The organism is Halobacillus sp. K22, assembly GCF_052246795.1.
In the GTDB taxonomy this organism is placed as follows: domain Bacteria; phylum Bacillota; class Bacilli; order Bacillales; family Halobacillaceae; genus Halobacillus.
In genome coordinates, this window is record NZ_JBQQCN010000040.1 from 1 (window position 1) to 23,351 (window position 23,351).

General features: G+C 42.3%; 27 protein-coding genes. 17 read left to right on the forward strand and 10 right to left on the reverse strand.

Annotated features, from left to right (window positions below):
- Positions 1-549: 549 nt before the first annotated feature.
- Positions 550-1,311, forward strand: coding sequence for an NUDIX hydrolase (locus ACTWPM_RS19580; protein ID WP_443134664.1), 762 nt, complete (start codon positions 550-552; stop codon positions 1,309-1,311).
- A gap of 41 nt (positions 1,312-1,352) precedes the next feature.
- Here the strand turns inward: ACTWPM_RS19580 and ACTWPM_RS19585 are convergent, their stop codons facing one another.
- A complete protein-coding gene (locus ACTWPM_RS19585) occupies positions 1,353-2,144 on the reverse strand; it encodes an HAD family hydrolase (RefSeq protein WP_443134665.1) in 792 nt (263 codons plus the stop codon).
- Positions 2,145-2,348: 204 nt separating this feature from the next.
- Here ACTWPM_RS19585 and glcT point away from each other — a divergent pair, with 204 nt between their 5' ends.
- The 3 genes from glcT (at position 2,349) to ACTWPM_RS19600 (ending at position 5,762) form a co-directional block, all read left to right on the forward strand.
- Positions 2,349-3,191 carry a glucose PTS transporter transcription antiterminator GlcT gene (gene glcT / locus ACTWPM_RS19590; RefSeq protein WP_443134666.1) on the forward strand — a complete coding sequence of 281 codons (843 nt, stop codon included), beginning with the start codon at positions 2,349-2,351 and terminating at the stop codon, positions 3,189-3,191.
- A gap of 242 nt (positions 3,192-3,433) precedes the next feature.
- Complete coding sequence (gene ptsG / locus ACTWPM_RS19595; protein WP_443134667.1) at positions 3,434-5,470, forward strand: glucose-specific PTS transporter subunit IIBC; 2,037 nt, start codon at positions 3,434-3,436, stop codon at positions 5,468-5,470.
- 25 nt (positions 5,471-5,495) lie between these two features.
- The gene (locus tag ACTWPM_RS19600; protein ID WP_014642312.1) at positions 5,496-5,762 is read left to right on the forward strand and encodes a phosphocarrier protein HPr; all 267 of its coding nucleotides are present in this window, start codon (positions 5,496-5,498) and stop codon (positions 5,760-5,762) included.
- 251 nt (positions 5,763-6,013) lie between these two features.
- Here ACTWPM_RS19600 and ACTWPM_RS19605 read toward each other — a convergent pair whose 3' ends face one another.
- Entirely contained in the window at positions 6,014-6,673 is a 660-nt protein-coding gene (locus ACTWPM_RS19605; RefSeq protein WP_443134668.1) for an SDR family NAD(P)-dependent oxidoreductase, read from the reverse strand.
- A 116-nt stretch (positions 6,674-6,789) separates the two neighbouring features.
- Between ACTWPM_RS19605 and ACTWPM_RS19610 the strand changes: the two genes are divergently transcribed.
- Positions 6,790-7,134 carry a YfhH family protein gene (locus ACTWPM_RS19610; protein WP_443134669.1) on the forward strand — a complete coding sequence of 115 codons (345 nt, stop codon included), beginning with the start codon at positions 6,790-6,792 and terminating at the stop codon, positions 7,132-7,134.
- Positions 7,135-7,169: 35 nt separating this feature from the next.
- Here the strand turns inward: ACTWPM_RS19610 and ACTWPM_RS19615 are convergent, their stop codons facing one another.
- The gene (locus ACTWPM_RS19615; RefSeq protein WP_443134670.1) at positions 7,170-7,313 is read right to left on the reverse strand and encodes a YpzG family protein; all 144 of its coding nucleotides are present in this window, start codon (positions 7,311-7,313) and stop codon (positions 7,170-7,172) included.
- On the reverse strand, positions 7,306-7,479 hold the full coding sequence (sspK, locus tag ACTWPM_RS19620; protein WP_443134671.1) for a small acid-soluble spore protein K: 174 nt from the start codon (positions 7,477-7,479) through the stop codon (positions 7,306-7,308). The genes ACTWPM_RS19615 and sspK overlap by 8 nt, the downstream gene beginning before the upstream one ends.
- 114 nt (positions 7,480-7,593) lie before the next feature.
- Here sspK and ACTWPM_RS19625 point away from each other — a divergent pair, with 114 nt between their 5' ends.
- Positions 7,594-7,860: a YfhJ family protein gene (locus ACTWPM_RS19625; protein WP_443134672.1), complete on the forward strand. Its 267-nt coding sequence runs from the start codon at positions 7,594-7,596 to the stop codon at positions 7,858-7,860.
- 52 nt (positions 7,861-7,912) lie between these two features.
- Here ACTWPM_RS19625 and ACTWPM_RS19630 read toward each other — a convergent pair whose 3' ends face one another.
- The gene (locus ACTWPM_RS19630) at positions 7,913-8,917 is read right to left on the reverse strand and encodes a metal-dependent hydrolase (protein ID WP_443134673.1); all 1,005 of its coding nucleotides are present in this window, start codon (positions 8,915-8,917) and stop codon (positions 7,913-7,915) included.
- A 60-nt stretch (positions 8,918-8,977) separates the two neighbouring features.
- Here ACTWPM_RS19630 and mutY point away from each other — a divergent pair, with 60 nt between their 5' ends.
- Positions 8,978-10,066 carry an A/G-specific adenine glycosylase gene (gene mutY, locus ACTWPM_RS19635; RefSeq protein ID WP_443134674.1) on the forward strand — a complete coding sequence of 363 codons (1,089 nt, stop codon included), beginning with the start codon at positions 8,978-8,980 and terminating at the stop codon, positions 10,064-10,066.
- On the opposite strand, the gene ACTWPM_RS19640 is transcribed toward mutY, so the two are convergent.
- Positions 10,056-10,280, reverse strand: a complete 225-nt coding sequence (locus ACTWPM_RS19640) for a cytosolic protein (protein WP_443134675.1) — start codon at positions 10,278-10,280, stop codon at positions 10,056-10,058. The two genes, mutY and ACTWPM_RS19640, sit on opposite strands and share 11 nt — an antisense overlap.
- Positions 10,281-10,553: 273 nt before the next feature.
- Between ACTWPM_RS19640 and ACTWPM_RS19645 the strand changes: the two genes are divergently transcribed.
- From ACTWPM_RS19645 to ACTWPM_RS19660, 4 genes are all read left to right on the forward strand, one after another.
- Complete coding sequence (locus ACTWPM_RS19645) at positions 10,554-11,399, forward strand: LysM peptidoglycan-binding domain-containing protein (RefSeq protein ID WP_443134676.1); 846 nt, start codon at positions 10,554-10,556, stop codon at positions 11,397-11,399.
- 129 nt (positions 11,400-11,528) lie between these two features.
- Positions 11,529-11,711 (forward strand): gamma-type small acid-soluble spore protein, encoded by a 183-nt coding sequence (locus ACTWPM_RS19650; protein ID WP_443134677.1) that lies wholly within the window; start codon positions 11,529-11,531, stop codon positions 11,709-11,711.
- A 194-nt stretch (positions 11,712-11,905) separates the two neighbouring features.
- Complete coding sequence (ntdP, locus tag ACTWPM_RS19655; protein ID WP_443134678.1) at positions 11,906-12,433, forward strand: nucleoside tri-diphosphate phosphatase; 528 nt, start codon at positions 11,906-11,908, stop codon at positions 12,431-12,433.
- A gap of 76 nt (positions 12,434-12,509) precedes the next feature.
- The gene (locus ACTWPM_RS19660; RefSeq protein ID WP_443134679.1) at positions 12,510-14,288 is read left to right on the forward strand and encodes an ABC transporter ATP-binding protein; all 1,779 of its coding nucleotides are present in this window, start codon (positions 12,510-12,512) and stop codon (positions 14,286-14,288) included.
- Positions 14,289-15,176: 888 nt separating this feature from the next.
- Here the strand turns inward: ACTWPM_RS19660 and ACTWPM_RS19665 are convergent.
- The 3 genes from ACTWPM_RS19665 to ACTWPM_RS19675 form a co-directional block, all read right to left on the reverse strand.
- Complete coding sequence (locus ACTWPM_RS19665) at positions 15,177-16,244, reverse strand: FUSC family protein (RefSeq protein ID WP_443134680.1); 1,068 nt, start codon at positions 16,242-16,244, stop codon at positions 15,177-15,179.
- A 323-nt stretch (positions 16,245-16,567) separates the two neighbouring features.
- On the reverse strand, positions 16,568-17,863 hold the full coding sequence (locus tag ACTWPM_RS19670; protein WP_443134681.1) for a glutamate-1-semialdehyde 2,1-aminomutase: 1,296 nt from the start codon (positions 17,861-17,863) through the stop codon (positions 16,568-16,570).
- Positions 17,864-18,066: 203 nt separating this feature from the next.
- A complete protein-coding gene (locus tag ACTWPM_RS19675; RefSeq protein WP_041601207.1) occupies positions 18,067-18,153 on the reverse strand; it encodes a YjcZ family sporulation protein in 87 nt (28 codons plus the stop codon).
- 241 nt (positions 18,154-18,394) lie between these two features.
- Here ACTWPM_RS19675 and ACTWPM_RS19680 point away from each other — a divergent pair, with 241 nt between their 5' ends.
- The 5 genes from ACTWPM_RS19680 (at position 18,395) to perR (ending at position 21,538) form a co-directional block, all read left to right on the forward strand.
- On the forward strand, positions 18,395-18,805 hold the full coding sequence (locus tag ACTWPM_RS19680; RefSeq protein WP_443134682.1) for an ion channel: 411 nt from the start codon (positions 18,395-18,397) through the stop codon (positions 18,803-18,805).
- 62 nt (positions 18,806-18,867) lie between these two features.
- The gene (gene bcp / locus ACTWPM_RS19685) at positions 18,868-19,338 is read left to right on the forward strand and encodes a thioredoxin-dependent thiol peroxidase (RefSeq protein ID WP_443134683.1); all 471 of its coding nucleotides are present in this window, start codon (positions 18,868-18,870) and stop codon (positions 19,336-19,338) included.
- Positions 19,339-19,456: 118 nt separating this feature from the next.
- Positions 19,457-20,410, forward strand: coding sequence for a D-2-hydroxyacid dehydrogenase (locus tag ACTWPM_RS19690; RefSeq protein ID WP_443134684.1), 954 nt, complete (start codon positions 19,457-19,459; stop codon positions 20,408-20,410).
- A gap of 3 nt (positions 20,411-20,413) precedes the next feature.
- Positions 20,414-20,971, forward strand: coding sequence for a cob(I)yrinic acid a,c-diamide adenosyltransferase (locus ACTWPM_RS19695; protein WP_443134685.1), 558 nt, complete (start codon positions 20,414-20,416; stop codon positions 20,969-20,971).
- A 123-nt stretch (positions 20,972-21,094) separates the two neighbouring features.
- Positions 21,095-21,538, forward strand: a complete 444-nt coding sequence (gene perR / locus ACTWPM_RS19700) for a peroxide-responsive transcriptional repressor PerR (RefSeq protein ID WP_089753209.1) — start codon at positions 21,095-21,097, stop codon at positions 21,536-21,538.
- Positions 21,539-21,612: 74 nt separating this feature from the next.
- Here perR and ACTWPM_RS19705 read toward each other — a convergent pair whose 3' ends face one another.
- The gene (locus tag ACTWPM_RS19705) at positions 21,613-21,990 is read right to left on the reverse strand and encodes a YgzB family protein (RefSeq protein WP_443134686.1); all 378 of its coding nucleotides are present in this window, start codon (positions 21,988-21,990) and stop codon (positions 21,613-21,615) included.
- Between the two features lie 130 nt (positions 21,991-22,120).
- On the opposite strand from ACTWPM_RS19705, the gene ACTWPM_RS19710 reads away from it, so the two are divergent.
- On the forward strand, positions 22,121-22,987 hold the full coding sequence (locus ACTWPM_RS19710; protein WP_443134687.1) for a nucleotidyltransferase-like protein: 867 nt from the start codon (positions 22,121-22,123) through the stop codon (positions 22,985-22,987).
- Positions 22,988-23,351: the final 364 nt, after the last annotated feature.

The window sequence follows — 23,351 nt, forward strand, 5'->3', positions numbered from 1 at the left end:
AGCCATAGACCGAAGGTGTTTTTTGATACCCATAAGATCATCCTTTCTTAGAAAATTCTTCAAAGAAGGATAACGTTTATAAAGGGTTATACGAAATTATGAGCTTAGCTTGACGGGTATGGGGAAATAGCGAGACTCCCATGGGAGAAGGAACTAGGTGAGATCCCGCAGGGAGTGTAACGAGCGAGGAAGCTCACCGTTCCCCCATAGGAAAGTGTTCAAATGTGGAATCGCCCCGAAAGACACGAACAGCATAAGCCGAGCATCAAAAGGATGGTGGTTTTTCCATCCGTTGATGAACGGCTTATGTCTCGAGTGTCTGGGTGATGGAACAAGACGAGTTATTTCTCCACCAACCCTTTTCCATCTAGAGTAACGGGCCCCATTTATCTCGAAACTGAGTCTTCCAGTATCGGGAGCTTTACTTTAAGATTTAATTTGAAAATTTAATAGTGATTATAAGGAAAAAGTACTTGATTAACTTAGAATAAGCTTTCATGTGAATGTTGATAGGTGATAAAAGTACTATGTTAATGAGGAGGACGGCTTGTGATTTATAAGCGATATACATATCAGATAAGACCAGAGCAATATGAACGATGCACACGTTTTTTTCACGACTATATACTGCCCGCTCAATTGGCTCACGGAGCTCGTTTAGCCGGGAGGTATGTGACACCTTCCCGCGATGAAATTACATCTATATGGGAATATGATTCCTATGATGAATACGAAAGGATTACCGCAAACGTACACGCATCCGAGCTTTACCATATCGCCTCCAAGAGAAAAGAAGAACTAAGGCCACTCTTTGAAAAGGTGAAGGAAGACTTTATTGAAAGTACAGGAGATTACCATTTTACTAAACATATCGTATCGGTTTCTGCATACATCACCAATGAAAAAGGTGAACTGTTGCTCGTTAGAAATGAACACCGGAGCGATACGTATGAAATGCCGGGAGGAAGAATGGAGAAGGGCGAAAGTCTGGAAGCTGCTATCCGAAGAGAAATTCTTGAAGAAACTGGTGCCCATGCTCAAATACAAGGAATTACGGGTGTGTACCACAATATGAACCAGGGGATCGTGTGTATCGTTTTTAAAGGAAAGTATGAGAGTGGTGACTTAAAGATCCAGCCTGGTGAAACGAAAGAGGTCGTGTTTCAAGATTTAACAGAAGTAGAATTAACGGACCTGGTAACGAGAGAGCAATTTTTAACCAGAATTAAAGATGCCAGAGATAGGCAAGGAGTAGCGGTTGAAAGTTACTATGTAAAACCGTATGAACTTCTCCACCGGATGGAAGAATAACAAAAGCTGCTGACCATTGATACGTCAGCAGCTTTTAATCTTTATATTAATCCTTTTTTCTCTAAATCTTCAATCGCTTCATGCACGTGGTCTACGATTGTATTGGCTTTCTCTTGGACCTCTTTATGAGCCGTCGACATGACATAGTTATGCGGCGTAAGTGCGAACATGTGCAAGTCGTTGAAAGAGTCTCCGACACAGGCAATTTCATGAGGCTCGATATCCAGTTCGGCAATTAAAGAGTGCAGCCCGCTGCCTTTATTGATGGACTTTGGCATAATGTCTACACACGTTTCATGGGAGATGAAGGTATCCGTCGTCTCGCCAAAAGCTTCATAAATCCTTTTATAAGCAGCGATCACATCGTCTTCCTTCCCGTGCAGAGTAATTTTTGATGGAGCGATGGTTGTACCAAACTGATCGGTCATTTGCGGTTCCACAATAATATCGTGAAACATCTGGGCAGAAATCTTATCAATCCATTCATTGTGTTCCTTAGTAAAAGTCTTATCAGAAGTGGAAACTGTCTTTATCATAGGCTCTTGTTCAATGTGTTCCATAACCTTTCTGGCCAGATCGCCTTCAAAAGTTTTAGAATGGATGTGTTCATCCGATTCATTGTAAACAAAAGCTCCATTTTGACTAATGCGGTGTCCCGGCACTTTGAGACGGTTCAGCACTTCTTTTATCTCGTGGTCCATGCGTCCGGAGGCAACCGTTAGAGGCGTACCTTGTTCGACCATCCGTCTCAGCGCATCTATATCTTCGTTTTTAATATAGTGGTCCATTCCGAGTAATGTCCCATCAAGATCACTGACAAACAGTTTAATCATGGATGAGGCTCCTTTCCTTTATCTTACCTTACTTTTTTACACCCTAATGATTGTACACGACGTAAGCGCTTTTAGACAAAGGAAAAAATCTGCATTAAAGTGATCTTGTAAAATAAACGTAAGATCTATAGGATAGAGAAACAACCACTTGTAACCGTTTTATCAATAAATTGAAATACATGGAAAATAGGGAGGGAGGATAGAATGGAGCAAAACGTCGTCATCAAGAAAGTTTTAAATAATAATGTGATTATTGCCAAGCATCCTTCCTATGAGGAAGTCGTATTGATTGGAAAAGGGATTGGATTTAATCGAAAAAAAGATGATTCGGTTTCCTTTAACAAAGCGGATAAGACCTTTCTTTTAAGTAACGAGAAGGAAAAACAGCAATATGTTGATCTTGTTCCGCACATTGACGAAGAACTCATCAATTTTACCAATGATATTTTATTTCACATTGAGAAAAGGATGGGGGAGGAGCTGAACCAGCATATTCACGTGGCCCTCACAGATCACTTGGCGTTTGCGATTAATCGTGCTAAGAAAAACATGCAGTTTTCCAATCCTTTTCTGCAAGAAATTGAATCGCTCTATCCTAAGGAATACCAGATCGCTATGGAAGTCGTAACTATGATATATGACAAACTGGGTATACAATTCCCAGAAGGTGAAATCGGATTCATTGCTCTGCATATCCATAGTGCCGTCACGGACAAAACGCTGCGGGAGATCAACCGCCATAACCAGCTGATCAATCAGTTGGTGCAGTTGGTCGAAGATACGATGAAAGTTACGATCGATAAGAAGAGTATCGATTACCACCGGCTGGTCCAGCATTTGCACCGGGCGATTGACCGCGTTCATCAGGGAGAGAGTGTAGGAGAAGAAATTAAACTCACAAACATGTTGAAAGCAGAATACCCTGTGTGCTATAATCTAGCTTGGAAGTTAATAAAAGTGATGCAAAAGTGGCTTAACAAGCCAGTAGATGAATCAGAAGCAATTTATCTGACGATTCATTTACAGCGATTAACCCATAAATCCTAACGTTACGTGTTACTGACACGATCAGGCATGAGTATCGGAAGATTTCGCGGTTATCATTAAGGGTGAAGTGTACCCAATGGTAGCTGATTGATCTTCTATACTCATGCCTTTTTTATTGCTCTTTTGGAATGATCCGCGTCCATTAAACGACGCTTTCATTTTTAAAGTAAATGTAACCGTTTTATCGGTTAGGGAGGCGGGGCCAGTTTTGGATCACAATTCATATTTAAGGAGGAAATCACATGTTCAAAAATGCTTTTGGAACATTGCAAAAAGTAGGTAAAGCCCTTATGACGCCTGTAGCTTTGCTGCCGGCTGCCGGAATCCTGCTTGCTTTTGGTACAAGTTTTGCTCAGGACAGCTTTGTTGAAAAAGTACCTTATTTTGGCACCCCCTGGGTCCAAACCTTGTTAGAGGTTATGGCTGAAGCGGGCGGTGTAGTCTTTGATAACTTACCCCTCTTATTCGCGGTAGGGGTTGCGATAGGATTAGCTAAGGGTGACGGGGTCGCCGGATTAGCCGCTATTATTGGTTACTTAATTATGAACGTCGTTATGGGTGTTCTCGGAAACGTGGACGCTGACATGACCTCAGAACCTGCCTACGCGGAAGTGCTCGGTATTCCCACCTTACAGACCGGGGTCTTTGGAGGTATTATCGTCGGGATACTCGCCGCCTTCCTGTATAATAAGTACTTTAATATCGAACTGCCTCAGTTTTTAGGATTCTTTGCCGGAAAGCGCTTTGTGCCGATCATCACAGCATTTACGTCTTTATTCTTAGGAATTATTATGCTTTGGGTATGGCCATTTGCACAGGCTGGATTAAACGGCTTGTCTCATTTAATGCTAGAAGGAAACCAGACGATTTCGGCTTTCTTCTTTGGTTTAATTGAAAGATCATTAATTCCTTTTGGTCTTCACCACATTTTCTATTCACCATTCTGGTTTGAATTTGGAAGCTATACCAATGAAGCCGGGGAGATTATTCGCGGTGACCAGACGATTTTCTTTGAACAGCTGAAAGATGGAGTGGAATTCACTGCAGGAACATTTATGGTTGGTAAGTTCCCGTTTATGATGTTCGGGCTTCCAGCTGCAGCGCTTGCTATTTATCACACGGCGAAACCTGGCCGTAAAAAAGTTGTCGGCGGTATCATGGCTTCTGCTGCGCTGACTTCTTTCTTAACAGGAATTACAGAGCCGATTGAATTTTCCTTCTTGTTCGTAGCTCCTGTCCTATTTGGTATTCACGCGGTGTTCGCTGGTTTATCATTCATGACTATGGAAATTTTAGGAGTGAAAATCGGTCAGACCTTCTCGGGTGGACTCATTGACTTTATCCTATTTGGAGTTCTTCCAAACCGTACCGACTGGTGGTGGGTCATCATCGTTGGACTGATCTTCGCTGTAATTTACTACTTTGGCTTCCGCTGGGCTATTCTGAAGTTCAACTTGGCTACGCCGGGGCGTGAAGATGAAGCAGATGACGAAGAAGATCAAGGCGAAGTAGGAGATCTTCCGTATGAAATTCTGCAAGCTATGGGCGGTCAGGAAAATATCTCCCATTTAGATGCTTGTATTACACGACTCCGCGTTTCTGTAAACGATAAAGGCGGTGTAAATAAAAACAGACTTAAAAAACTCGGTGCTTCCGGCGTTATGGAAGTAGGAAACAATATCCAGGCGATCTTCGGACCGGTTTCTGATACGCTTCGCGGACAAATGCAGGACATTATTGATGGCAAGACACCTCGTTCCCGTGAAGATGTAGCAGAAATTGTAAATGAGGAAAAAGCCGCTCAAGCCCCTGTTACAAAAGGTGAACTTAACTTTGTAAGTCCGATAAAAGGAAAGATTATGCCGATTACAGACGTGCCTGATCAAGTATTCTCTGGTAAGATGATGGGGGATGGCTTTGCAATTGACCCGCAAGATGGTAAGATAGTTTCGCCGGTAAATGGTAAGATCCTTAATATTTTCCCTACCAAGCATGCCATAGGGTTAGAAGCCGAGAACGGAATGGAAATTCTTGTTCATATCGGAATCGATACCGTAAGTTTGAAAGGGGAAGGCTTTACAGCACTTATTTCCGAAGGCGATGAAGTGAAACAAGGTCAGGCGATTATGGAAGTGGATTTAGATTACATTAGAAATAATGCTCCATCCGCTATCACGCCGATTGTTTTCACAAATTTAGCCGAAGGACAAGAAGTCCGTGTCAAAGCCTCTGGAGAAGTTCAGCATAACGATCCAGATATTATTGAGATTACAAAATAAATATTTATAAAAAGGAGATAACGTCATGAAGGAACATTCTATGAAAATAACTGCAGCTGACGGCGTCCATGCTCGTCCAGCAACAGCACTTGTCCAAGTAGCTGGAAAATATCAATCCGAAGTAAACCTTGAGTATAAAGGTAAATCCGTTAACATGAAATCCATTATGGGTGTAATGTCTTTAGGAATTCCAAACGGTGCGGAGATTAAATTCACTGCTGAAGGTTCTGACGAAGATGAAGCTGTAGAAGCTGTTGCAGCTAAAGCTAAAGAAGAAGGTCTTGGCGAGTAAGACTTAATAAAGTAAGAAGCTGGTCCATTGGGCCAGCTTCTTTATTTGTATCCTTATTTTAACTGAGGGGAAGGTTACTTAATTGAAGGCGACACGCGGCGCAATTAAGGTGGCGGACGGCGCAATCAATTTGACGAACGGCCCAATCCAGGTGGATCACCGCACAATCGCAGGTGGCACGGCCCGATTCTGCTCGAACCACGTATAATTTCAATAAAAAAACCTCGCAAAATGCGAGGTAAGTTTGAAGCTTACTGGTCGATAATAATCTCTTTTCGTCCATCATCTTCGTTATAAATTTGTTCAGCTACGCCTTCTGGTCCTTTTAGCAGATCGGGATTAGACACGTGAGTGGACTCCTCCCAGAAAGGTGTATTCATTCCGCCCATAAAGACGGAAGTGGCCGTCAGTGACTCGTCTTCCCATTCTTTTTGGAGGCTCTCTGTAAATCCTTTTACGGCAAATTTACTGGCACAATAGACGCTCTCATTTTTCTTCCCGCGCAGCCCGGCAGTAGAGATAATGTTTAGTACTCGTCCATTTGCTTCTTTCAGTTGAGGGTAGGCGGCTTGAGTCATTAAAATGGTTCCGCGGACATTTGTCGTCCACATGTCATCCATTTGCTGTTTCGTGTACGTTTGGAGTTCGCCAAAAATTCCAAGCCCTGCATTGTTAATCAACACTTCTAAATCATCCACCTGACGCAAGGCTTCTGAAATAGAGGCTGGTTCAGTTACATCGCAGACAATAGCCTCTGCCTGCCCTCCTTTTTCTTCAATTTCGCTCTGTACGACTAATAGTTTTCTCTCTGTGCGTCCGGTAACAATAACTCTATATCCGGCAGCCCCGTACTGGTGGGCCAATGCTCTGCCAAGTCCTGATCCTGCGCCAGTGATAAATACAGTACTCATGTATTCCTCTCCTTGATTGTCATTTGTATATCATTATTCATTGTGAAGAAAGCCTGATAAAATGTAAAGAAAGGCGTAACATCCTTTTATTATGTAAGGTCTTGAGGAGGAATATAATGGAACGTCGATTTAGTGATATGAGTCAGGAAGAATTGAGACAGGAAATTGCTGACTTAACGGAGAAAGCGCAGAAGGCTGAACAGTTCGGCATGGTCAATGAGTTTGCGGTTCATGAGCGTAAAATCATTATGGCTAAATCATATATGATTAATCCAGGGGACTTTGGACCGGGGGAACTTTATGAAATTGAAGGCGACCCTGAGAACACCTTTTATATTCAATATATGAACGGAGTATTCGCATGGGGATATCGCCGCAATCAAGCCGGTGTTAAAGTGACGGAAGAATCAGAAGAGGCTCTTCCAATATCCATGTTAGGACAAAAAATAGAGAATAAGTAAAAACAGCGCGCGAATATGATCGCGCGCTGCTTTTTTTACATGCGTTTTTTAGCTTGAACTTCGGTAATGATATCAGACTGCGTTTGTTCTGTTTCGCCATTTACTTTATTACTTAAGTGCTTGGCTCCTCTATGAGCGTAAAAAGGAGAAGCGCTTGGTTTAAAGTTTTTCTTACCCACGGCGATTCCTCCCGACCTGGTTAACATCACGATCTCTGGACCTAGCCGCCCGCTCTTGCGGCTGGTTATTAATGGTCCCGTTTGGACGTAAAGCGAGCATATCGCTTTGATCATCCGGTGAGTGTGTCATTTTTACGTTCGGAAAGTTTTTAGACTTATTACGCATTGGATACCCTCCTGTTGTCCCTTTGTGGGGGACGATCATAGTATGTGCAGGGCTGTATTAAGTATGTGATACAATGAGGTTGTAATCCTTGGTAAAGTTGAGGTGAATCACACATTGAATGAAATATTTGAAAGACTGGCTGACCAGCTATACTATAAAAACGGTCATATGACGATAGAGGAAGCAAGGACCTGGGTGGAGTTGCTATGGGAAGATTTTGATTCCACGAGGGCAAAAGCCGGATATGATTATCAGGGCAAGAAAGTGACCGAACAGATTGTCACCCGCTGGATAGAAAATTATGGGCCCAAGCTACATGAATATATTGCCACAAATCCGAAATACCAGGATCTTTTTGAGAAAAAAAGACGCATGCATTGATTGATAAAGTAAAAGCCGTGCTGTTTGATAAGCACGGCTTTTACGTTGACACTTAACCTTTAGAATGGGGAATGGGACTGACCTTATCCTGAAGCTTTTCTTCAGTAAACACCCATCCAGTGTAGGAATTTAATATCTCTAAATCATCTCCATGTTCGTCGTCAATTTGTGCAAGAGCCACGAATGGATAGCGCCCTTTAGAGCGATATCGTAAATCAATAAAGCGTACCTCTGTGTATTCATCAAAATAGGTAATTTCATATCTGTACACAGGGGAAAAGGATAAAAACGCTTTGATATTATGATCTGTTAAGGCTTTTTGGACAACGGGGTCTTCGTAATCAATTGGTTTATTTACGAATTTATCCAATATGGTGATGTGTCCATTTTCCGCCCGGCCTACATAATAATTCGTAGGGGTGGTTATGGCGATTCTCCAGATGTTCTGCTGGATGGTGGGAGATGTAGCAACTTGTTCGACCTGGTCAAAGTTTTCATTGATTAATCGAACCATTTCCCGTTTATCAAAATACCGTTTCACATAATAAACGGCAATGACGAAATAGATCAGGAGCCACATTAACCCGGGATCCGCACCAAGGTTCCAGGCTACAATTCCGGCCAGATGCAGAATGAAAATATAGGGGTCAAATGTGTTGATAAATCCATAAGCAACCCATCTTTTGGTGAAGGGCCTGTAAGCCTGAGTTCCATATGCATTGAAAATATCCACGAAAACGTGCAAGATAACAGCTAGGAAAGTCCATAGCCATAGATGCAGAAAACTCACTTCAGGGGAAAATAAATAGATGAGGCCTGGAATACTTAGCCCCCACAGAAAGACTGCAGGAACGGAGTGGGTGATTCCTCTATGGTGTCTGATATAGGTCGCATTATCTTTTAACTTCAATACAGTATCGCAATCGGGGGCTTGAGAACCTACCAAGGTCCCGATTAATACGGCATTGAATAAAGCGGGGTCGGATTGGACAGCTGGATCGAGTGTAGCGATTCCTCCAAGTGCCACACCCATGACCACGTGTGTGCCGGTGTCCATGATGATTCCTCCTTTAGGCCAGCCGTTCTACTAGTAGTTTATCACGAAGGAAGTTGATCCATGAAAAATTTAGAGAGAGTCCAGCAAATTATACAAAATTTCGATCAAGAATTATTTAGACAGAGTCTTATTCAATGGTTTAAAAATGAACAGCGGGTTTTACCCTGGAGAGAAAACCAGGACCCTTATCGTGTGTGGGTATCAGAAATTATGCTCCAACAAACCCGTGTAGATACGGTGATTCCGTATTTTAATAACTTTTTAACGAAATTCCCAACGTTAGAAGCCCTGGCAGAGGCAGATGAACAAGAAGTGCTCAAGGTATGGGAGGGTTTAGGTTACTATTCCCGAGCTAGAAATCTGCAAAACGCTGTAAGAGAAGTTGTTGAGGAATACCAAGGTGTAGTTCCATCAGAGCCGGAAGAAATCGCAAAGTTAAAAGGCGTCGGTCCTTATACTAAAGGGGCCATATTAAGTATTGCCTATGATAAACCAATTCCAGCTGTAGATGGTAACGTCATGCGGGTATTATCCCGAATTTTACATGTGGAAGAAGATATTGCGAAGCAAAGTACAAAAAAGCTATTTGAAGAACTGATAACTAAACTGATCTCCCATGAAGATCCTTCTTCATTTAATCAGGGTCTTATGGAGCTTGGGGCATTAGTATGTACACCGAAGAGTCCGTCCTGTATGCTCTGTCCGATTCAGAATCAATGTCGTGCATTTGAACAGGGAATCGAAGAGGAACTGCCGATTAAGTCATCTAAGAAAAAACAAAAGAAATCCCCTTATATGCTGCTGTTGATTCAAAATGAGATGGGAGAAGTTCTCATTGAACAAAGACCGTCAAGCGGCCTTCTCGCTTCATTGTGGCAGTATCCTATGGTACCACTGGAAGATATAGACCGGAAAGCATCTCCTCATTGGTTTTACGGAGAATACGGTTTAACGATCGAATTAAAAGACACGAAGCAAACCATCAAGCATGTATTTTCCCATTTAATCTGGGAGATGGAAGTCGTAACAGCGGAAATCGTCGGCGGTGAACTTGACCATGAGCGAGCCCGCTTTGTAACCCTGGATGAAATGAACGACTTTCCATTCCCAGTTTCTCATCAAAAAGCTCACAAATACATTAATCCATAAATGTAGAAGCGTCGCTTGTCCAAATAGCTTCCCGCTGTTTAAGACCACCGCGGCGCTTTATTTCTTCATTAATTTCCCTCAATATGGTTACTCCTTCAGAATTCAAATACGGAACAGTTTGAGATAAGGCGTAATGAAAATAACCCAACTCTCCATCCTGCCATTCCTGCTTTGGTTCCATAGATAAACGCGTGAAGTCTCTGCCATCATACACTTAAAATCCCTCCTCGCTTTACTTTATGCCTGTTTGGACTTAGCATACCCGTTAATAAAAGGAATTCATGACTTTAGACCCCTGTTAAGTGAATCGTTTTTATATTTGTAATGAAAATGTAACATAAGTTTGTCGATGTAGTAGTACCAAAGGTTCATGATAGTGTGTCGTATTTTGTTTAAGTTTAGGACTATTTACTTTTTTGTCGATTTTGTGAATAATTAGTTCCAGAAAGCAGATCCAAAAATCACATAGGAAACAGAGGGATGAGGAATGGATAAAAAAATATTAACAGCAGTAGTTTGCGGCAGCTTAGCTGGTGCCGTGCTTTGGGGGACGGCTGTATTTGCAGAGGAAACTCATCAAGTAGAAGCGGGAGATACGTTGTGGAGGATAAGTCAAAAGTATGAGGCTTCTGTTACGGAACTTAAATCATGGAATGATCTTCAATCCAATTTCATTTATGTGGGACAGCAGCTAATCGTCGATAACACGAACATCTCCACCAATAAACGCTCAAGCCCCGCATCATCTTCAAGCGACCCTACCTATACAGTCAGAACCGGTGATTCTTTGTGGTCAATTGCGAACCACCACGGAATGTCCGTATCAACTTTAATGAATTTAAATGATCTTTCCAGCACAACCATTTATCCTAGACAAAAATTAAAGATTGCAGAACCATCATCAGCTGCAGCTCCTGTATCTTCATCCAATCTTTCCAAATCGGAGCCCGCACCGTCATTTTCAAGTACAAGCTTGATCAAGGAAGCTGAGAAGTATTTAGGAACTCCTTATCAGTGGGGAGGAGAGTCACCGACAGGGTTTGACTGCAGCGGTTTCCTTCAATACGTTTTTGCTAAAGAGGGAATCCGTATCCCAAGGACAGTGGCTTCCATTTATGCTCATTCCAGCTTAGAGACCGTGAGCCATTCTAACCGCCGGCCTGCAGACATTGTATTTTTTGAAACATACAAACCAGGAGCTTCTCACGCTGGAATTTACCTGGGGAACAACCAATTTATTCATAGCGGATCTACATACGGAATATCCATTGCCTCTCTCACCAGTAATTATTGGTCTTCCCGCTATATTGAAACGAAAAGGATAAAGCATTAATAGTTGCCATGAAAGGCGCTTCTCCTAAAGAAGCATCTTTTCTTTTTTCAACAAGACGAAAAAAATATTATAATTTTGGAATGAAAACAGGTGGAAGTGTACACAATAATCTTTGCGGAGGTGATAAACATGGCTAAGCAACCAAAACAAAACAAAACAGCTGCTGGTACAGACAAAAATCACGTTAAACAACAGAACCAACAAGCTGCTCAACAAAATCAGAACCAACAATATGGTGCTGAATTTGCATCTCAAACGGATGCTCAACAAGTACGTGAGCAGAACCAAAAATCTCAGGCTAAGAAAAAATAACCTGATTGATGGTTAAGGCTTGTCCAGGCTGTTTTATTAGCCTGTATCAATCCCCCGAATAAGAGAAGCCGTCCTATTGACGGCTTCTTTTTTTATGTGCATTTTTAAGAAGGTTAATTATTTTCATTCCTTTCCAATTGTAGTTATAATAGACAGAAGGCATGATCGGACTACACAAGGGAAGGGGGATCACCATGCCCGGCCCAGAAGCAGGAAAGCGTATTGAAATTCAAAGTTACAAGCATAATGGACATCTCCATCGCGTTTGGGAAAGTACCACGGTTCTAAAGGGTACCCGCCATGTTATTATCGGTGCAAATGATCGGACGACAGTAACCGAAAGTGATGGGCGGAGATGGACGACACGTGAACCTGCGATCTGTTACTTTCACTCTAAATACTGGTTTAACATTATCGGTATGTTGAGAAATGATGGAGTTTACTACTATTGTAATATCAGTTCTCCTTTCATATATGAGGAAGAAATGATTAAATACATTGATTATGATTTAGATATTAAAGTTTTTCCGGATATGACCTATAAACTTCTGGATGAGGATGAATATGAAATCCACAAACGCAAAATGAATTATCCTCATGTGCTGGACCGGATATTGTATAACAACGTAGATACACTAATTCGCTGGATCCGCCAGAGGAAAGGGCCTTTTTCACCGGAATTTATTGATCAGTGGTACGAGCGATATTTAACGTATAGGTAATTTTTGAGGTGCGCACTTCTAGATAAGTGCGCATCCTTGTTGTTCGTAAGGTACGGAAAGGAAAGAAGGTGTTTGTTTGGACAGTATTAAACGCTATTTAAAGTTTGTAAAACCCTATAAGGGAAAGATTATTATTACCGTCCTTATAGGTGTTGTAAAGTTCTCGATCCCATTATTGATGCCTTTGATCACAAAATATGTGATAGATGATATCATCAACGCAGATTCGCTGGCTCAATCTGAAAAAATAGATCAGTTATTATGGCTGATGGGCGGGGCTTTCTTCGTGTTTATGATCATTCGCCCGCCTATTGAATACATTCGCCAGTATATGGCTCAGTGGATCGGGAGCAATATCCTGTATGATGTCAGGGAAAAGTTGTTTGATCACATTCAAAGGTTAAGCCTCAGGTTTTATTCAAAGACAAAAACAGGTGAAATTATTTCCAGAGTAATTCATGATGTGGAACAGACAAAAACGTTTGTCATTACCGGTCTCATGAACATTTGGCTCGATATGTTTACGATTGTTATTGCTATTATTATTATGCTTACGATGAATGTATGGCTTACGCTTGTATCGATAGCGCTTTTCCCTTTATACGGATTTGCGGTCAAGTATTTTTATGCCCGACTCCGTCACTTAACCCGCGACCGCTCTCAGGCTCTGGCTCAAGTCCAGGGACACTTACATGAACGAGTGCAGGGGATACCGGTGACGCGGAGCTTTGCGCTTGAGAATTATGAGCAGGACCAATTTGATGTGCAAAATAAAAACTTCCTTGATAAAGCCATCACGCACACCAACTGGAATGCTTACACGTATTCCGTTACCAACACGATTACGGATCTTGCGCCATTGCTTGTTATTGCCTTTGCGGGCTATCAGGTTATAACAGGTTCACTCACAATTGGTACAATGGTTGCTTTTACCGGATATATGGAACGTGTCTACAGTCCGCTCCGCCGCCTGGTGAATTCAGCGACCGTTCTTACTCAATCGATCGCCTCTATGGACCGTGTGTTTGAACTCGTTGACGAAAAATACGATATCGTGGATAAACCAGGAGCTAAGAAACTGGAGAAAGTGAATGGTGACGTTTCGGTTGAGAATGTTTCCTTTAAATATGACGAAGGTGAACCCCTTGTACTGAATAATGTCAGTTTAGATGTAAAACAAGGAGAAACGGTTGCCTTTGTCGGAATGAGCGGAGGGGGTAAATCTACCCTGATCAGCTTGATTCCACGTTTTTATGATGTCACGGAAGGCAGAATTATGATTGACGGCATGGACATTCGTGATGTACAGGCTCGTTCCTTGCGAGATAAAGTAGGGATGGTGCTGCAGGATAATATTCTCTTCAGTGAATCCATTTCCATGAACATCCGTATGGGTAATCCTGATGCTACGGATGAAGAAGTGATTGAAGCGGCTAAAGCAGCGAACGCCCATGAATTCATCTCAAATCTCTCGCACGGGTACGATACACTAGTTGGGGAGCGCGGGATCAAACTATCCGGCGGTCAGAAACAACGGGTAGCCATTGCTCGTATTTTCTTGAAAAACCCACCGCTTCTCGTGCTGGATGAAGCGACGTCAGCCCTTGATCTGGAAAGCGAAAGTCTTATTCAAGGTGCTCTGGAGCGCCTCGCTTCAGATCGTACCACCTTTATTGTGGCTCACCGACTCTCGACCATTACGCATGCTGATCGAATTGTATTGATTGAAAACGGAGAGATTGTAGAAACAGGTTCTCACCGTGAGTTAATGGACAAACGCGGTAACTACTACAACCTATATCAGATGCAGGAGCTGGATGATAAGCCAGGTTCTAAAGAATATTTAGAAACGTAATAGCTACCATTGAAAAAAAGGCTGAATCCTATCGGGGTTCAGCCCTTTTTGTATTATTCGTGATTGTTAATGTGAAGGGACTTTGAAATAATGACACTACTACGCGGTACAGCATACTTGTTCACGAAGGGAGGGGAGAAAGGATGAGTATAGAAAATATTCTTATAGGAGTAGGGCTGGTTTTCTTATTTATATTTATTTTTGCCATTTCAGCAGGGAAAAAGTAACGCATGTCGCGGCACAATTATTACATAAGGCTCTTTTAATGGTTTTTGTTGATTTTTATTAAAGTGCCCTTCAACTATCTGACTGGTATCCGGAACACTCAATTTCAAGATAAGTAGTGTCCGTGGCAAATAATAGAAGAGGGCGGCTACGGAAACAACTCGCTTTCCTGCGGGGGAACTGGCAAGCCTCCTCAGTCGCTAACACTCCTTGTGGGGTCTCGCCTAGCTCCTTCTCCCGCGGGAGTCTCCTTGTTTCCTTCGCCACCCTATGATTGAAGAGTGAACGGCCTCTTCTATAGGCGATAGGGGGGCTTGAGCCGCCTCAAATGCTTCTATATTGGGAGTTATCCACACGTACACGCTTATTGGTATAAGTTTTTTCTTCATCATAAACCGGGGCGTTTCAAACATGCGTTGGAGCTCCATATTTCGCAAGGTCCGGAGGGGGACGATGAAGACTCCTGTGGGATAAACATGATCGGTGAGACCCCGGAAGGCGCAAGCCTGAGGAGGCTCAGCACATGCCCACGGAAAGCGAATCGTCCCCAGCAGGACCTTCCCTCTCTTCAAATATCTCGATAACAAGTCTTAAAGTATTGGGAGCTTTAACGGAGTTTACACATAAAAAAGCTCAGAGGTTTAGATCCTCTGAGCTTTATCTTTATTTATCTGTGGTTTGAATATAATCGTCCTGATGGTGACTTTGGTAACTTTTCAGCAACCTTTTCAATTTCTCCAGCTGATAGTGATATTCCATTAATTGAGAAGCTAAAGGCAGGAATACCAGCTTATCTGGGTTATTGGTTTGTTCATAGACATGCATCAGCCGCTCCACCAAGAGTGGAATATTAGGCTCCTCAATTTGACGCAGGCCTTGCTTATGGGTGCGTTTAATTCTGCCTTTTAAGCTGAGAACAAGCTTCTCATGAGCATTAATGAGCTTATCCAGTTCATCCACGAGAGCATCTTGGAAATCTTCCGGAATCTGCTCAATTTTATGATCTAGTCTGTAAAAAGCTTTCAGTACATCAAAGGATTTCTTAGTAGTCGTAATTAACTGTCGGAAAAGCACCAGTTTTCTTCCTTTTGAAAAACGTCTTCCTTTAAGGTAGGTTCGTTCTTCGGAGTATAGAAGATACGTATGGTCTGTCCAGCGCATTTCATCCTGGATACGGACGATCTCATATTTTAAGGCTGGTTCATCGGACAGCTGCCTGGTAGTTACTCTGAGCCACTGGAGAATATCCGTCGTAGCAAGATCGATTTTCTTAAATAACCGGGTTTCATAACGCGGCGGCAGGAACACGAGATTCACGATAAACGCAGCTAAGATTCCTAAGATCATGGAAGAAAAACGAGATGTTGCAAAGTATAAAAATGTCTGATCGGTAGAGTCCATTAAGGCAATGACAGCCACAACTGCCAGGGCGACCGTGTTTTCATTCATTTTTAAAGTAGTCGTAAAACCAATAACGAGTATGATCGCAAACCCAACGACAAAGGGATCGTTTCCAAGGGTGAATACGGCGACTACTGCAATAAGGGCTCCGATGGTATTTCCCTGGAGCTGTTCAATTATGGATTGATAAGAACGGTAAATAGATGGCTGGATTGAAAAGACAACGGCAATGGCTGCAAGCAATGGAGAAATAAATCCAAAAAGGTTCCCAATGTAGAGAGCTATAGCTACAGCGAGGCCTGTCTTCATCATACGTGCGCCGAGTTTCATAGCAGGCATCTTCCTTCAAATAAAATAAACAATGGATTTATTATAACGCATTTTATGTATATTCGTCCTCGTATTTTTTCCAAAATTAAAGAGGAAAAAGAATGAAAGCAAAAGAAGAAGCTAATGCGAAAAATCGCATTAGCTTTAAAGGGGGCTCTAGTTCTCACCAGACCCATGAAAAGGGAAAGAAATGAAACAAAGATCATAATTCAGTAGAGTTTTCAGAATTATAAGTCTATTCTAGCATGATAATTTAGAATTTTCAATTAATTATCAGAGTTTTATATAAAAAATTCCGGAGATAGAAATCCCCGGAAGAATATTTATTCTTTACTCATAATCTGGAAAGTGCGATCGACCGCTTGAAGTGTCTGATCTATATCTTCATCCGTATGGGCGGTGGTTAGAAACCATGCTTCATATTTAGATGGAGCGAGATTGATGCCTTCAGCAAGCATAAGTTTGAAGAAACGAGCGAAACGGTCGCCGTCTGTGTTCTCAGCCTGCTCGTAGTTCGTAACTTCTTCGTCCGTAAAGTACACGGTCAAAGCCCCTTTTAATCGATTGATGGTTAGTGTGATTCCGTAGTGATTGGCGCTTTCCAGGATGCCTTTTTCCAGCTTTTCACCGAGGCGGTCCATTTCTTCGTAGACGCCTTCTTGCTGCAGAACTTCTAAGCAGGCAATCCCTGCGGACATAGATGCAGGGTTACCGGCCATTGTTCCCGCCTGGTAAGCAGGACCCAAAGGAGCCACCTGTTCCATAATATCCGCCCGGCCTCCGTAAGCTCCGATCGGAAGACCACCGCCAATGATTTTACCCATTGCCGTCATGTCCGGTTCAATGTCGAGAAGCTGCTGGGCACTTCCATACGTGAAACGGAAGGCAGTAATCACTTCATCATAAATGACAAGAGAACCTGCTTCGTGGGCAAGTTCATTTACTTCATGCAGGAAGCCTGGCTTGGGTTCAACTATACCGAAGTTTCCAACGATCGGTTCGACAAGCACTCCGGCGATTTCATCACCATAACGAGCGAGAGCTTCTTTAAATGGTTCAATATCATTGAAAGGAACGGTAATGATATCCTGAGCGATCGAAGCAGGTACCCCGGCTGAGTCAGGTGTGCCGAGTGTCGATGGACCTGAACCGGCAGCTACAAGCACTAGGTCAGAGTGGCCATGATAACAGCCGGCAAACTTAATAATTTTATTACGCCCGGTGTATGCGCGTGCCACGCGAATGGTTGTCATCACAGCTTCGGTCCCGGAGTTTACAAAACGAACTTTCTCTAAGGAAGGAATGGCTTCCTTGAGCATTTTTGCAAAACGATTTTCGAGTATGGTCGGTGTACCGTACAGCACTCCGTTTTGGGCTGCCTTAGTAATCGCCTCTGTTATATGAGGGTGGGCGTGTCCCGTAATAATAGGCCCGTAGGCACCTAAGTAGTCAATATACTCATTCCCGTCCACATCATAAAAGTGAGAACCTTCTCCGCGATCCATGTAGACGGGCGTACCGCCGCCAACCCCTTTATAAGCACGGGACGGAGAGTTTACACCGCCGACGATGTGTTCAGTTGCTTCTGTGTATAATTGTTCGGATGTTTTTATATTCATAGTTACCTCCTTACTGACATTCAGTTCTCATTGTAGCATGGACGTCGTCATTGATGGGATGAGGTGCACAAAAAATACCCTTCCCAGTGCAGGAAGAGTATTTTAAGCATGGTTAAATGATTGTAACGCCGTTCGTGTGCGTAAGGAAAAAGCACCTCGCAAATCACTTAGTGTGGTTATTGGGTGCTTTTACTGGAATGATCTTAGTATAGATACGCTGCACCAACGATGACTAGAAGGATGAAAAGAACAACAATCAGCGCAAAGCCTCCGCCATATCCGTAACCCATTCACAATTCCCCCTTTCCGCTGTTTACTGTATCTTATGCTGCAACGGAAAAGAGGGGTGTGCATTCGCCCGGTCTCTAAAATAAACAAACGTACCCCCAAAAACTGCCACCTCAGGTCATCCAGATTCTGGATGACCTGAGGTGGCAGTTTTTGGGAGGAGGAGTGATCGGCATAATTGGAGGGGTGTGGACATAGGTAAACAGTAGAATACTGCTTGTCTCTTCAGGAGAGGAGTTCTTCATGATTATTATTGCGATTACTACAATAAGCCTTATTTTGATCGCCGGCAGTCTGCGACAAATATTCGCTTCCCTAGAATTCGAACATAAAATATTTTCTTTTCAATTATTTATCTCCATATTGCTGCTTTATACGATCGTAATGATTGGATTTGCTATAATTTATGTTTCCCTGATTGAACACGGGGTAATGGTGTACCAGGAGGCTGGTCAGTTTGAGCCCCTGCATTGGAAAGAAGAGATTGCTAGAAGTATGTACTTCAGCGGCGCTACCTTATTCACGGTAGGGTACGGAGAGATGGTTCCAGTGGGGGTTGGTCGATGGATTGCTATTCTTGAAGCCATGATCGGTTATTCGCTGCCGGCTGCTCTCGTTGCCAAAGTATGGCAGCACTATAAGATTGAACATTGAATTGGAAGTTTACATTCGTATAGGGTAGGCTAGATATATAAATATTTTTAGGAGGGTTACGTATGACAATTGAAAAAGGAAAACAAGCACCTGATTTTACACTACCTGCAAACAATGGAGAAAACGTATCATTATCCGACTATAAAGGAAAGAACGTCGTACTATACTTTTATCCGAAAGATATGACCCCAGGCTGCACCAACGAAGCTTGTGATTTCCGTGATCACCACGAAAGCTTCGCGGATCTGGATGCTGTTATTCTAGGAGTCAGCCCGGACCCAGTAGAATCTCATAAGAAATTTATTGATAAACATGACCTCCCGTTTTTACTTCTTGCGGATGAAGATCATCAAGTAGCAGAAGATTATGGTGCCTGGGTTCTTAAGAAAAAATCAGGAGAAGAATATTACGGAATTGAGCGCTCTACTTTTATTATCGATAAAGAAGGGAATCTTGCAGAAGAGTTCCGCAAAGTTAAAGTAGAAGGCCATGTAGAATCTGCGCTGAATTACATTCGTGAGAACCTTCAATAATGACCAGGAAAGCCATAGCCGGAAAACCGGTTATGGTTTTTTTCTTAAGAAGCTTTAATTTTGAGTTGGCCGGGAAAAACAATTACTATAGAAGAAAGAGAGGAAAGGAAGTGAGAGGATGAAGGTAGTTTCAGCGATTAAAAGGGTCCCTGAAGATATCCAGACCAGATTGAAAGAGAATTTTAATGAAGTCGAGTTTCTTTTCTGTCACGGGATAGCAGAAGCGGAACCTTATCTAAAGGAAGCCGATATATTTATTACATATGGGGAAGACTTGAATCCAGAACGTATTCAGCAGGCCCGCCAGTTAAAATGGATTATGGTTTTATCAGCGGGGCTTGATAAAATGCCATTCCAGGAAATTCAACAGAGAGATATTCTTGTAACGAACGTCAGGGGCATCCACGCCGAACCGATGGCTGAGTATGCGATTTCCATGCTCCTTCAGGTCTCCAGGAATGCGAAGGCCTACGTGGAATTTGAAAAAAATCACGAATGGAACCGAAGAATGGTCAATCAGGAAATCAGTGGCCGAACCATGGTGGTACTAGGGACAGGAGCTATTGCCCAGGGAGTTGCGAGGCTGGCTAAGGCTTTCCGAATGAAAACAATTGGTGTCTCCAAATCCGGAAATTCGAAGCCTCACTTCGATGAAACGTATAAAGTGGAAGAACTTGACCAGGTGCTTGACCAGGGAGAATTCGTGGTGGCCGTGCTGCCAAGTACAAAAGATACGCAATACTTATTGAATTTGGATCACTTTAAAGCCATGCCTGACCACGCCATCTTCCTGAATATGGGGAGAGGAGACCTCGTTCAATCGGACGTCATACTCCAGGCTGTTCAGAATTCTCATATTGCTCATGCTGTACTCGACGTGTTTGAAGAGGAGCCTCTGCCTGAGGATCACCCGTTCTGGGAAGAGGAGAAAGTTACGATAACGCCTCATACATCAGGACAGTCTCCTGGGTATGTGCCGCGTGGTTTTGAAATATTTGAAGAAAATTTGCATGCTTTCTTGAATAATAAGGGCGAAATGAGCAACAAAATCGATCCAAAACGGGGGTATTAGAATATGCGTATTTATACTAGATCAGGGGATAAAGGACAAACATCTTTAATTTACGGCAATCGTGTAGCTAAAAATGATATAAGAGTCGAGGCGTATGGCACGTGTGATGAAGCTAATTCAACGATCGGGCTTGCACTTAGCCACCTCACTAAAGAAGGTTGGGCAGATAAGGAATCGTTCCTTGAGGCTATGCAGAGAATCCAGACCATTCTTTTTCACGTAGGAGCTGAACTTGCCACTCCAAAAGGGAAAGAAGTAAAATGGCAGGTAAAGAAAGAGCATATCGAAGAATTAGAACAGCAAATTGATAAGTGGGACGAAGACCTGATGCCACTGAAGAATTTTATCCTGCCATCTGGACATTCAGCTTCCGCCGGTTTGCACTTAGCCCGGACCGTTGTAAGAAGAGCGGAACGATCTGCGGTCGCACTGAAAGATGAGCTGGTCAACCCGCTCGTTGTTTCCTATTTGAATCGTCTTTCCGATTTACTTTTTGTAGCCGCAAGATACGTCAATCAGCAGCTTGGCGGTAATGAAACTCCGCTTGACCCGGATGTTTAATTATTATTTACCGGGCGAGACGGCTTTTTATTGACAATAGATTTACAGACAGGTTACACTAATTATAAGGATTCTAATTTAATAATATTATAAATCAAGAATCAGTTTATGAAAGCGAGGTGCATGGCTGTGTCTGATCATCGATTGCAAGAAGCAGTGGATACACTGAAAGGTTCAGGTGTGCGAATCACTCCACAGCGTCATGCGGTGCTTGAATACCTGCTGAATTCTATGACTCACCCAACAGCTGATGAAATTTATAAAGCGTTAGAAAGTAAATTTCCGAATATGAGTGTAGCGACGGTTTACAATAACCTCCGCGTATTTAAGGAAATCGGGCTTGTACGTGAACTTACGTACGGAGATTCATCAAGCCGTTTTGACTGTAATACTTCGGATCACTATCATGCGATCTGTGATTCATGCGGCAAAATTGTTGACTTCCACTACCCAAGTCTCAATGAAGTTGAATCATTAGCTGAACAGGTGACTGGATTTGATGTAAGTCATCATCGCATGGAAGTGTATGGAACGTGCTCTGAATGTAAAACTAATAATACCCACTAAAACCGGCAGCCCTGAGCTTCCGGTTTTTTTATATTAAAAAAAAGAACCCGCTGCTTCCGAGCGGATTCTTTTCATCAGGTTTGCTGTTGAGTTTTATTCTTTTTATATCGTTTAGAATTATATTTCTCATCAAACTCTTCGCCCTCTAACGATTTATCCATGGTCAGCGGCTGGTTACAATGCATGCAGGCATCTACACGTCCGAGCATTTTGGTAGGCTTCTCACAGGACGGACATATAATCTGGATGGTTCTGGTGGAAAGCATGCCGATCCAGAAATAAACAAGCGTACTAAGACCAACAAAGCCCATACCCAGGATCATAAAGAGAGCCATCAGCCAAGTTTTTTCTTTGAAAATCAACCCTATATACATGACGCCAATTCCGCCGAAAATTAACCAAAAAGCAAAGGAACGAATCTTATTAATTTTACTGCTGTATCTTAAAGCCACGCAGGTTCCCTCCTTACTATCTACAAGGTAGTATAGCACATTTCTTCCATTGATTATATTTAGAAAAAAGGAATTCGCCAAAAAGTATCGAATAAACAAAACAAGCTGATATAGAATGTGGGGGACCAGAATGAAAGACGTATTACGTCCGATTTATCAAGAGAAAGCAAGCCAAAGCAATACATTAGGGGTCTTAATTTTAGAAAAAATGAAACCCATTAGTCCAGTGACGGACAATTTTGATGTAATTCTATTCAACATTGTAAAGGACGCAAAAGAACTGTGGTATGTGAAGCATTACGAATTCGAGAATAAATCAGCAGCTATGCACACGGTTGATGAAAAACTTTTGCAACACTGGATTGATACAAGCTCGTATCGCCGTGCTGTGGAATGGGTCATTAACGGAACAGTTATTTTTGAAAGGAATGAATATGTAACCGAGTTAAAAGAACAGCTCCGAACATTCCCTCAGGAGAAGAGGGATCTGAAAAAGGTTATCGAGTTTGCTAAATTAATCCGCAGTTACAGCGAGGCTAAAGACCTTTATGAATCTGGCCATTACCTGGATTCCTTCAGCCGGATGGTTCACTCGCTTCATTATTTAGCACGCCTTTCAATTATAGAAAAAGGGTTCCACCCTGAAGTTACCGTGTGGAATCAAGTGAAGAAAATTGAACCTGAGATCTACAAGCTCTATCAAGAGTTAATTGAAAGTGGTGAACCTACGGATAAAAGGATCCATCTTATGATCATAGCGGTGGAACATTCCATTAGTAAGCGAGCCGAATCCAGTACTCAACATTTATTGAGTCTTATGAAAGAACAAGAAGAACCCTGGTCGTTCGGAGAATTAAAAGTCCATCCGGAAATACAGGAATATATATTGGATTTATCTTCAATGATCGAATACTTAGTGGAAAAGAATATTATAGAAGTAGTTTTACAAAAAACAAAAGGAGATAATATCTTTCATCGAACCTATAAGCCCTCATAAACCACAACGTTCTGCACATATCATCCCTTTCTTTGGCAGTCTTAATAAAGAAAGGGAATTTTTTTGCTCAAAGTTATTGACGGTTCATAACTTACCATGCTATATTATTACTTGTCGCATTAAGACATCGTGGCAAGCCGGCAACGGCAAACAAAAAATCATTTAAAAAAAGTTGTTGACTTAAATGAGTCACAATGATATGATTGTTAAGTCGCTGTTTTGAAGAGGCAAACAAAACTTTTGATCTTTGAAAACTGAACGAACCAACCAGTACGTCAAGATATTCTTTCATTATTGAAGGAATTCAAACAAGCACATTCGGTGTGCAAATGAGCAAGTCAAACTACTTTTATGGAGAGTTTGA